At 61.4% G+C, this 9,729-nt stretch carries 5 protein-coding genes and 4 pseudogenes; 8 read left to right on the top strand and 1 reads right to left on the bottom strand.

The genetic code is table 11. The features are described 5' to 3' along the window. Nucleotides 1-117 precede the first annotated feature (117 nt). Nucleotides 118-1,530, bottom strand: a complete 1,413-nt coding sequence (locus EOA79_RS25290; RefSeq protein ID WP_128161194.1) for a helix-turn-helix transcriptional regulator — start codon at nucleotides 1,528-1,530, stop codon at nucleotides 118-120. A gap of 221 nt (nucleotides 1,531-1,751) precedes the next feature. Here EOA79_RS25290 and EOA79_RS25285 point away from each other — a divergent pair, with 221 nt between their 5' ends. The 8 genes and pseudogenes from EOA79_RS25285 to EOA79_RS25250 all read left to right on the top strand — a co-directional run. Next, a complete protein-coding gene (locus tag EOA79_RS25285) occupies nucleotides 1,752-3,284 on the top strand; it encodes an acyl-CoA carboxylase subunit beta (RefSeq protein WP_128161192.1) in 1,533 nt (510 codons plus the stop codon). Between the two features lie 10 nt (nucleotides 3,285-3,294). Continuing rightward, on the top strand, nucleotides 3,295-5,298 hold the full coding sequence (locus EOA79_RS25280) for an acetyl/propionyl/methylcrotonyl-CoA carboxylase subunit alpha (RefSeq protein ID WP_128293402.1): 2,004 nt from the start codon (nucleotides 3,295-3,297) through the stop codon (nucleotides 5,296-5,298). Beyond that, nucleotides 5,298-7,436 carry a methylmalonyl-CoA mutase gene (gene scpA / locus EOA79_RS25275; protein WP_128161329.1) on the top strand — a complete coding sequence of 713 codons (2,139 nt, stop codon included), beginning with the start codon at nucleotides 5,298-5,300 and terminating at the stop codon, nucleotides 7,434-7,436. Before EOA79_RS25280 ends, scpA begins: the two co-directional genes overlap by 1 nt. Nucleotides 7,437-7,480: 44 nt before the next feature. Then, nucleotides 7,481-7,737, top strand: a pseudogene (locus EOA79_RS33765) (nicotinate-nucleotide diphosphorylase (carboxylating)); the annotation flags it as partial. Between the two features lie 25 nt (nucleotides 7,738-7,762). After that, a pseudogene (locus tag EOA79_RS33760) lies at nucleotides 7,763-8,200 on the top strand (aminotransferase class I/II-fold pyridoxal phosphate-dependent enzyme); the annotation flags it as partial. Further along, nucleotides 8,197-8,831, top strand: a pseudogene (gene bioD / locus EOA79_RS25260) (dethiobiotin synthase). The pseudogenes EOA79_RS33760 and bioD, both read left to right, overlap by 4 nt. Beyond that, on the top strand, nucleotides 8,831-9,466 hold the full coding sequence (locus tag EOA79_RS25255; RefSeq protein WP_128161327.1) for an aminotransferase class III-fold pyridoxal phosphate-dependent enzyme: 636 nt from the start codon (nucleotides 8,831-8,833) through the stop codon (nucleotides 9,464-9,466). The pseudogene bioD and the gene EOA79_RS25255 overlap by 1 nt, the downstream one beginning before the upstream one ends. After that, nucleotides 9,463-9,729, top strand: a pseudogene (locus EOA79_RS25250) (3-oxoacyl-ACP synthase); the annotation flags it as partial. The gene EOA79_RS25255 and the pseudogene EOA79_RS25250, both read left to right, overlap by 4 nt.

Below are 9,729 nucleotides of genomic sequence, written 5' to 3'. Positions count from 1 at the left end.
CCACACAACAGCGTGTCGTTGCTGACCGGCACCATCGGCCGGTCGAGGAGCCCAGGCAATGGACGATTTGGCTTACGAGAGATTAGATGTTGCGCGCCCAGCCATCATCACTTCAAATTAGCAAATCGTGTACGGCAATTCACTGCGTCGGTTGTGATCAACTGTAATCGTGCTCTTAAGCGGCGGCACGGCTCGTTGAATGCAATCTATCCGCTCACAAACGCGGCATGAAACACCGATGGGTTCGAAAGCTGAACTGTTGGCAAAGTCCAGCCGGTCAGCATAGACGAAATCCGCGGCATCGGAGATCTCGCATCCGAGCGCGATCGCATAGCGTCGATGAGGAGAGCCAAATCCACCGTCCGCTTTGGTGATTTCCGTGGCGATACTGAGATAACGGACGCCGTCCGGCGTCTCGGCCAGCTGGCAAATTATGCGGCCTGGGGTTTCGAACGCCTGATGGGCGTTCCACAACGGGCAAGCTGCACCGTAGCGGGCGAACTGCAATTTTGCGGCGCTGTGGCGCTTGGTGATGTTGCCAGCTCGGTCGATACGCGCGAAAAAAACCGGGACGCCCTTCATTCGCGGCCTTTGCAACGTCGAAAGGCGATGCGCCACCTGCTCGAGGCTGGCACCGAAGCGCATTGCGAGCAGGTGCAGGTCGTGCCGAAGTTCTTTTGCCGTGGCCAGGAAGGGACCGTACGGCAACGTAAGCGAGCCGGCAAAATAGTTCTGCAGACCGATCCTGCATATCTCCGCCGCTTCGGAGGTCCGGAATCGCGCTCGCTCTATGATGGCGTCGATCTCCGCCCGGTGCTCCAGGGCGCCGATCTGAAATGCCATCTGGAAACTGCGCGTCGATGCAGGCGAGTAAGAGTTCAAGTAGAGCACGCGCGCTGAAGCGTCGAAGCACCTGATCACCCGTTCGCCATTGCCGGCGCGCGCAATGCGAACGTGATGATGCTGTTCCAGGTGATCCGCCAACGATGTACCGACATCTCGATCCGGCACGCCCAAGGCCTTCGCCAGATGCTCGGCCGCCCGGTCGAGTTCATCGATGTAGTTGTCGACAAAGTGAAAAAAGTCCCGCACTTCCTCGTATGGTGTCGGCTCGGCAAAAGCATTGGTTCGGATCAGCTGGTCGTCGAAGCTGGCAAGCTGCTCGCTATTTCTGCGATATGCCTGATGGCAGGTGATCAGCGCATGAGCGATCAACGGTGCGTTTTGGGCAACGAGCTTGAGTTCCTGAAATCCGGCTGAAACTCCGCTGAATACGGGGTCGGCAAGTGCCTCGCTCAATGCCGAGAGCAGCCGGTCTGCGTCACTGCCGCCGATCGAAGCGATATCGACTTGGAATTTCTCGGCCAGCGCAAGAAGCACTGCGGCTGAGACCGGTCGTTGGTTGTTTTCGATCTGGTTCAGATAACTCGTCGAAATCCCCAGCCGCTCGGCAAAGGCCGCCTGGGTGGCTTTGCTGGCGTCCCGTAACTCGCGGACGCGGCGCCCGATGAAAAGCTTACCGTTAGCCATTTGCAAATTCGCATGTTGCTGTTTGCAAATTCATACATTTTGCAGTCGCACTCGGTCAATCCTTTTCCCTTCCTTGCCGACGAACTAATGCGGAGCGCAATTCCGTTGGAGACGTTCATGCGACCGTGCAGCGAAGCAGACCCGAGTTCGAGGCAAAGCCGGCTCACCGCACGGCGGCTGCAGACGGGTTTGAAGATGCTCGAAGCAAAGGCAGGGCGCTGATGCGGGCCGTTCTTGAACAACTTGAGGTCCGTCGTGCGCAGGCCCGCCTGGGCGGCGGGCAAAAGCGTGTCGATGCCCAGCACGCCAAAGGCAAGCTTACCGCCCGGGAGCGCCTGCTGGTGCTTCTTGATGAAGGCTCCTTCGAAGAATACGACATGTATGTCACGCATCGCGCCACGGACTTCGGCATGGCTGAACAGAAGGTCGCCGGGGATGGCGTGGTCACAGGCTGGGGTACGATCAACGGCCGGCTTGTTTACGTCTTCTCTCAGGACTTCACGGTGCTTGGCGGATCGCTGTCCGAGACGCACGCTCAGAAGATTTGCAAGATCATGGACATGGCGGTGCGCAACGGGGCGCCGGTGATCGGCCTCAACGATTCCGGCGGCGCCCGCATCCAGGAAGGTGTCGCTTCACTTGCCGGCTACGCCGATGTCTTCAAGCGCAATGTCGATGCTTCTGGCGTCATTCCGCAGATTTCGGTGATCATGGGTCCTTGCGCCGGCGGCGCGGTCTATTCCCCGGCCATGACCGACTTCATCTTCATGGTTCGCGATTCCTCCTACATGTTCGTGACCGGCCCCGATGTGGTCAAGACGGTCACAAACGAGATCGTGAGCGCGGAGGAACTCGGCGGAGCGGCAACTCATACGCAAAAGTCCTCTGTTGCGGACGGGGCCTTCGAAAACGATATCGAGGCTCTGGAAGAGGTTCGCCGCCTCTTTGATTTCCTGCCCCTGAACAACCTGGAAAAACCGCCCGTGCGGCCGTTCTATGACGATCCCGAGCGGATCGAGTTGCGCCTCGACACGCTGGCGCCGGAGAGCGCCAACAAGCCCTACGACATGAAAGAACTAATCCTCGCCATCGCCGACGAAGGCGACTTCTTCGAGCTTCAGGCCGCCTTCGCCCGCAACATCATCACCGGATTTGTTCGGATCGAGGGCAGGACGGTAGGGGTGGTGGCCAACCAGCCGATGGTGCTGGCCGGATGCCTCGACATCGATTCCTCCCGCAAGGCGGCGCGTTTCGTTCGTTTCTGCAACGCCTTCGACATCCCGATCCTGACGCTCGTCGACGTGCCAGGTTTCCTGCCGGGCACCGCCCAGGAATATGGCGGCGTCATCAAGCACGGCGCCAAGCTGCTGTTTGCGTATTCCCAGGCGACCGTGCCGATGGTCACATTGATCACACGCAAGGCTTATGGCGGCGCCTACGACGTGATGGCTTCCAAACATATTGGCGCGGACATCAACTACGCCTGGCCGACCGCCGAAATCGCGGTGATGGGCGCAAAGGGCGCTGCCGAGATCCTCTATCGGTCCGAACTCGGCGATCCCGAGAGGCTGGCGGCTCGTACCAAGGAATACGAGCAGCGCTTCGCCAACCCCTTCATTGCCGCCGAGCGCGGCTTCATCGACGAGGTGATCATGCCACATTCTTCACGCAAGCGGATCGCGCGTGCCTTTGCCGCTCTGCGCGGCAAGAGCGTCGAGACGCGCTGGAAGAAGCACGACACGATCCCGCTTTGAGTGCGCAAAAATGTTCAAGAAGATCCTGATTGCCAATCGTGGCGAGATCGCGTGCCGGGTGATCAAAACGGCGCAGAGGCTTGGCATAGCCACGGTTGCCGTCTATTCTGACGCTGACCGAGACGCCTTGCACGTCCGGCAAGCCGATGAGGCGGTCCATATCGGTCCCGCCGCCTCAGCTCGGTCGTATCTTCGCATTGCGAACATCCTCGATGCCGTCATCGCCACGGGAGCTGATGCGGTTCATCCAGGCTACGGTTTCCTGTCTGAGAATTCGAATTTTGCCGATGCGCTCAAAGCCAAGGGCATCGCCTTCATCGGGCCCTCGCCCGTCGCCATCGAGGCGATGGGCGACAAGATCACCTCGAAAAAGATCGCGGCATCCGCCGGTGTCTCCACCGTGCCCGGCCACATGGGACTGATCGAGGATGCTGAGGAAGCGGTGCACATCGCCGGAGACATCGGCTTTCCTGTCATGATCAAGGCATCCGCCGGTGGTGGCGGCAAGGGCATGCGCATTGCCTGGAACGAGGTCGAGGCGCGCGAAGGATTTCAGTCCTCGCGAAACGAGGCGAAGAACGCCTTTGGCGACGACCGTATCTTCATCGAGAAATTCGTGACCGAGCCGCGTCACATCGAAATCCAGGTGCTCGGCGATCAGTACGGCAATATCGTCTATCTCGGCGAGCGGGAATGCTCGATCCAGCGCCGCAACCAGAAGATCATCGAGGAAGCCCCATCACCATTCATCGACGAAGCAACTCGACATGCGATGGGAAAGCAGGCCATTGCTCTTGCCAAGGCGGTTGGCTATCACTCGGCAGGTACGGTTGAATTCATCGTCGATGGCGACCGCAACTTCTACTTCCTCGAGATGAACACCCGGCTTCAGGTCGAGCATCCGGTCACGGAACTTGTAACCGGCGTCGATCTGGTCGAGGAAATGATCCGCATCGCCGCCGGCCAAAAGCTGCGCTTTGGCCAAGAGGATGTGAAGCTGAACGGCTGGGCGATCGAAAGCCGGCTTTACGCCGAAGACCCGTATCGCAATTTCCTGCCCTCAATCGGTCGTCTGACACGCTACCGGCCGCCCGCCGAAGGTGCGCGGGCGGACGGCTCACTCATCCGCAACGATACCGGTGTGGTCGAGGGCTCGGAAATCTCGATGCACTATGATCCCATGATCGCCAAGCTCTGCACGTGGGCGCCCGATCGCTTGGGCGCAATCAACGCCATAGGCGCGGCGTTGGATGATTTCGAAGTGGAAGGCATCGGCAACAACCTGCCGTTTCTCTCCGCTGTCATGAACCATCCCCGGTTTCGCGAGGGGCGGCTAAGCACAGCCTTTATCGCTGAGGAGTTTCCCGACGGCTTCGCTGGTGTGTCCCCAACTGATGCGGATGAGCGCAAGCTCGCGGCGGTTGCGGCACATATCAACTGGAAACTCCAGCACCGCAATGTCCTGATCTCCGGGGCGATGGACAATCATCGTCGCAAAGTCCCTAGCGATTGGATGGTCGCGCTTGACAACCATGCCTATGCGGTCGCCGTGTGCGATCAGGAAGACGGAACCGCGGTGTCATTCGATGACGGCTCGGTTCTGAGCGTTGCAAGTGACTGGCTGCCGGGACGGCATATCGCGCACTTTCAAATCGGCGCCGAAACCACGTCGATCAAAACGTCGCGATCAGGAACCGGCTACCGACTGCGCTGGAGCGGCATGGATGTTGTCGCCCATGTACGCAGCCCACCTATCGCCGAACTGGCGCGATTGATGCCGAAGAAGCAGCCGCCGGACACCTCCAAGCTGCTGCTTTGCCCGATGCCCGGTGTGGTCACCGCGATTGCCGTGTCCGAAGGAGAGTCGGTCGAGGCTGGACAGGTGCTCGCCACCGTCGAGGCCATGAAGATGGAGAACGTCCTGCGCGCCGAACGGCGGGCCGTCGTCAAACGGATCGCCGCCAAGGCGGGAGCAAGCCTTGCCGTTGACGAACCCATTCTGGAGTTCGAATGATGGCCGACGCCAAACTGGCCGACTGGCGCACTCTTGCCGAGCGGGAACTAAAGGCCTCCCCCGATGCCCTGGTCTGGCGCACGGCCGAAGGCATCGACGTCAAGCCGCTTTACACGGGAGACGACCTGGATGGGATCAACCACCTCGCCACGCTGCCCGGGCTGAAACCCTTCGTCCGCGGACCGCGTGCCACGATGTATGCCGGCAGGCCGTGGACGATCCGGCAATATGCCGGCTTCTCGACCGCGGAGGAGTCGAACGCCTTCTACCGCAAGGCGCTTGCGGCGGGCCAGCAGGGCGTGTCAGTTGCGTTCGATCTCGCCACGCATCGCGGCTATGACAGTGACCACCCGCGTGTCGTCGGCGATGTCGGCAAGGCGGGTGTAGCAATCGATTCCGTCGAGGACATGAAGGTCCTGTTCGAGAGCATACCGCTCAAGGACATTTCCGTCTCCATGACCATGAACGGTGCGGTCATCCCGATCCTTGCTTGCTTCATCGTCGCCGGCGAGGAGCAGGGTTGCTCGCCGGCCCAGCTTTCCGGGACCATCCAAAACGACATCCTGAAGGAGTTCATGGTCCGCAACACCTACATCTACCCGCCCGAGCCCTCGATGCGCATCGTCGCCGACATCATCGAGTACACCGCAAAGGAGATGCCGAAGTTCAACTCGATCTCCATCTCCGGCTATCACATGCAGGAGGCGGGGGCGACGCTGGTGCAGGAACTCGCCTTCACCCTGGCCGATGGACGCGAATATGTCCGCGCGGCGTTGAGGAAGGGCCTCGACGTCGACGATTTTGCCGGACGGCTCTCATTCTTCTTCGCCACCGGAATGAATTTCTTCATGGAAGCCGCCAAACTGCGGGCGGCGCGACTTCTGTGGTCGCGTATCATGGAAGAGTTCCATCCGAAGAACCCTTCATCACTGATGCTGCGTACGCACTGCCAGACCTCCGGCGTATCGCTGCAGGAGCAGGACCCCTACAACAACATCGTGCGCACCGCCTATGAGGCGCTGGCTGCCGTGCTCGGTGGCACGCAATCGCTCCACACCAATTCCTTCGATGAGGCGGTTGCGCTGCCGACTGAGTTTTCGGCGCGCATTGCGCGCAACACTCAATTGATCCTCCAGCACGAGACCGGCGTGACCAAAGTCATCGATCCGCTCGCAGGCTCCTATTACGTCGAGAGCCTGACGAATGAGCTAGCGCAGAAGACGTGGGCGCTCATCGAGGAAATCGAGGCCATCGGCGGCATGGCCAAAGCCGTCATCGAAGGTTTACCAAAACGCCTTATCGAGACGGCGGCGACCCGCCGCCAGGCGGCGATCGATCGCGGCGACGAGGTGATCGTCGGCCTCAACAAGTACCGGCTGGAGAACGAAGCCCCGATCGAGGTTCTTGAGATAGACAATGCGGCGGTGCGCGAGGCGCAGATTCGCCGTATCGAACGAACAAAGCGTCAGCGCGATCCCAAGCGCGTCGACGCAGCCCTTGCCGTGCTTGGTGAGACCGCGGCCAGCGGCAAGGGCAACCTTCTTACGGCGGCGGTAGAAGCAGCACGCGCTCGCGCGACGGTGGGCGAGATTTCCGACGTCTTGCGCCAGGCTTTCGGCGATCATGTGGCCGTTCCCGAGGTGATCACGGAAGTCTACGGGTCTGCGTTTCGGGACGAGCCGGAATATAGGACGCTGGTTTCCCGAATCGGGGATGTGGCCGTGTCGCTCGGCAGGAGGCCGAGGCTGATGGTGGCCAAGCTCGGTCAGGATGGCCACGACCGCGGGGCCAAAGTGATCGCATCGGCCTTCGGCGATCTCGGTTTCGATGTGGTCGCGGGGCCGCTTTTCCAGATGCCGGAAGAAGCCGTTGCCATGGCAGTGGCCTCTGAGGTTCATGTCGTCGGCGTATCCTCCCTTGCCGCCGGACACAAGACTCTGCTGCCGCAGCTCGTCGCGGCACTGAAGGCGAGAGGCGCCGAAAACATCATCGTTGTGTGCGGTGGTGTGGTGCCGCGCCAGGATTATCAGTTCCTGATGGACCATGGGGTCGCCGCCGTGTTCGGCCCTGGAACGCACGTCTTGGATTCCGTGCGTGCGGTCGTCGATCTCCTCGAGGGAAAAAGACGAAACCAATGAACGGCCATATTCCGCCGGCTCTCAGTCAGCTCGATGAAGCGCCCCATCTCGTCAAGATCGAAGCGATACGCTGGCCCAACTGGAGAAAGCCTTGGCCCTGACCCCTCACGCTGTCCTGCTTGACGAATTCGCCGGGCAATTGTGATAGTGGCCGGCCGGGGAATCACCGAGGCGTCAGGCAGGATCACCGCCGCGACGGCGCCAGCCATCGCCGCGACCGGCGTCGATCTGATTTCCATCGGCTGGCTGACCCCACAGCGCGCCTATCCTGGATATCGGCCTCGATTATCGGGGCTCATGATCGACTGACGAACGGGATGCAGCGGGTCGGTGCCTCCGGCGCACTGGTCACCGGACCGCGAACGCCTGTGCGACTATCTCGTCAACCGGTGCCGACCATTCATCTACGCCACCGCGCCATCGCCGCTGATGGCGGTGGCGGCACGAGAAGCGCTCGCCATGCTGTCAGATGAGTCCATGCGACGTGTTCGGCTGCATGAGCGTGTTGCTTTCGCGGGCCGCCAATTGGCCGAGCGCTGCGGCGTGAAGCCGAGCGGCTCGCAGATCCAGCCAGTTGTCATCGGCGACGTCAGCCGCACCATGGCGGCGGCACTGCAGGCCCGCGGCTTCGATATTCGCGGCATTCGTCCGCCGACCGTGCCCGAGGGCACATCGCGCCTGCGCATTTCGCTGACGCTCACGTCGATGACGCCGACATTTCTGCCATGGTCGAGGCGCTCGTCGAGGTGTTGGCCTCGGCATGACCAAACGCATCGTCATCACCGGAACAGACACCGGAATTGGCAAGACCGTGTTTTCGGCCGGCCTAGCCGGCCTGCTCGACGGCTTCTATTGGAAGCCGGTGCAATCAGGTCTCGACGACGAGACCGACAGCGAGGTGGTTGCGCGGCTTGCCGGCCTGCCGCCAGGGCGCGTGGTGCCGGAGGTCTACCGCTTGAGCAAGCCCCTGTCGCCGCATCGTTCAGCCGAAATCGACGGCATCGCGATCGAGGCGGCAAAGCTCTCGCTTCCAGCCTTGCCGGGTCCGCTTGTCATCGAAGGCGCTGGCGGGCTGATGGTGCCGCTCAACCGACAGACAAGGTTCATTGACATATTCGCACAATGGCGGCTGCCGGTCATACTGTGCGCCCGCACCGCGCTCGGCACCATCAACCACACGCTCCTCTCAATCGAAGCTCTGCGTGCCCGCTCTATTCCAATCATCGGCGTCCCCTTCATCGGCGACGAGGTAGCAGACACGCAAAGGACAATTGTGGAATTCAGCGGCGTGCCACAGCTCGGCAGGCTGCCGCACCTTGATCCGCTGACGGACGAAACGCTGAGCAGGCGATGGTCGCCGGCTTCGACCTCGACCAGATCGCCGGAGCTGAATGATGCCGCAATCTCAAGTCTGGCATCCCTTCACTCAGCACGCGCTTGAGCCGGCGATCCCTGAAATCGTTCTGACTGAAGGCGCCTATCTCCAAAAGGCCGACGGCACGCGCATCCTGGACGCCAATCCCGACATCCTGTGCACCTCGAAAGGCCTGACCGGCGGCGCGATCCCGCTGGCGGCCACGCTCGCCACCGATGCCATCTTCCAGGCCCATTATGCCGTGGACCGGCAGAAGACCTTTTTCCACTCGAGTTCCTACACCGCTAATCCGATTGCCTGCGCGGCAGCACTCGCCAATGTCGAGATCTGGCGTGACGAACCGGTGGCCGAACGGATAGCTGGTTTGAGCGCGAGGCAGGCCGCGGGGCTTCGGCGCTTTCGCGACAATGCCAGCTTCACCGGTAGCCGGGCGACCGGCACGATCGCGGCCCTCGATCTGCGCGCCGGCTCAGCCGGCTATCTCGCCGAGATCGGTCCGAAGCTGCGCACATTTTTCCTCGAGCGCGGCCTGCTTGTGCGCCCGCTCGGCAATGTCCTCTACCTTCTCCCGCCCTACTGCATAACCGACGACGAACTCGATCGACTCTATGACGCGATCGAGGAGGCCGGCGAACGCTTCGGTTCGTGGCCATGATCAGATCGTCGCGCATTGTCGGGTTCGGTCATCATGCGCCCGCGCGCAAGGTGGAGAACCCGGAAATCGAAATCGTCTCGGGCTCGAACCCGGCTGGATCGAGCGGCGGACTGGGATTCGGTCGCGCTTCTGGGCAACGGACGAAGACACGCTGTCTGGCCTTGCCGCGCATGCGGGCGTCATGGCGCTGGCGAGAGCCGGCATCGACCTAAGCGACATCGGCCTGCTGTTGCTTGCCACGTCGACGCCCGACCACCTGTTGC

It is taken from the genome of Mesorhizobium sp. M1A.F.Ca.IN.020.03.2.1 (genome assembly GCF_004023205.1).
Classification (GTDB): Bacteria; Pseudomonadota; Alphaproteobacteria; order Rhizobiales; family Rhizobiaceae; genus Mesorhizobium.
This window is presented reverse-complemented; position numbering and strand designations above follow the sequence as displayed.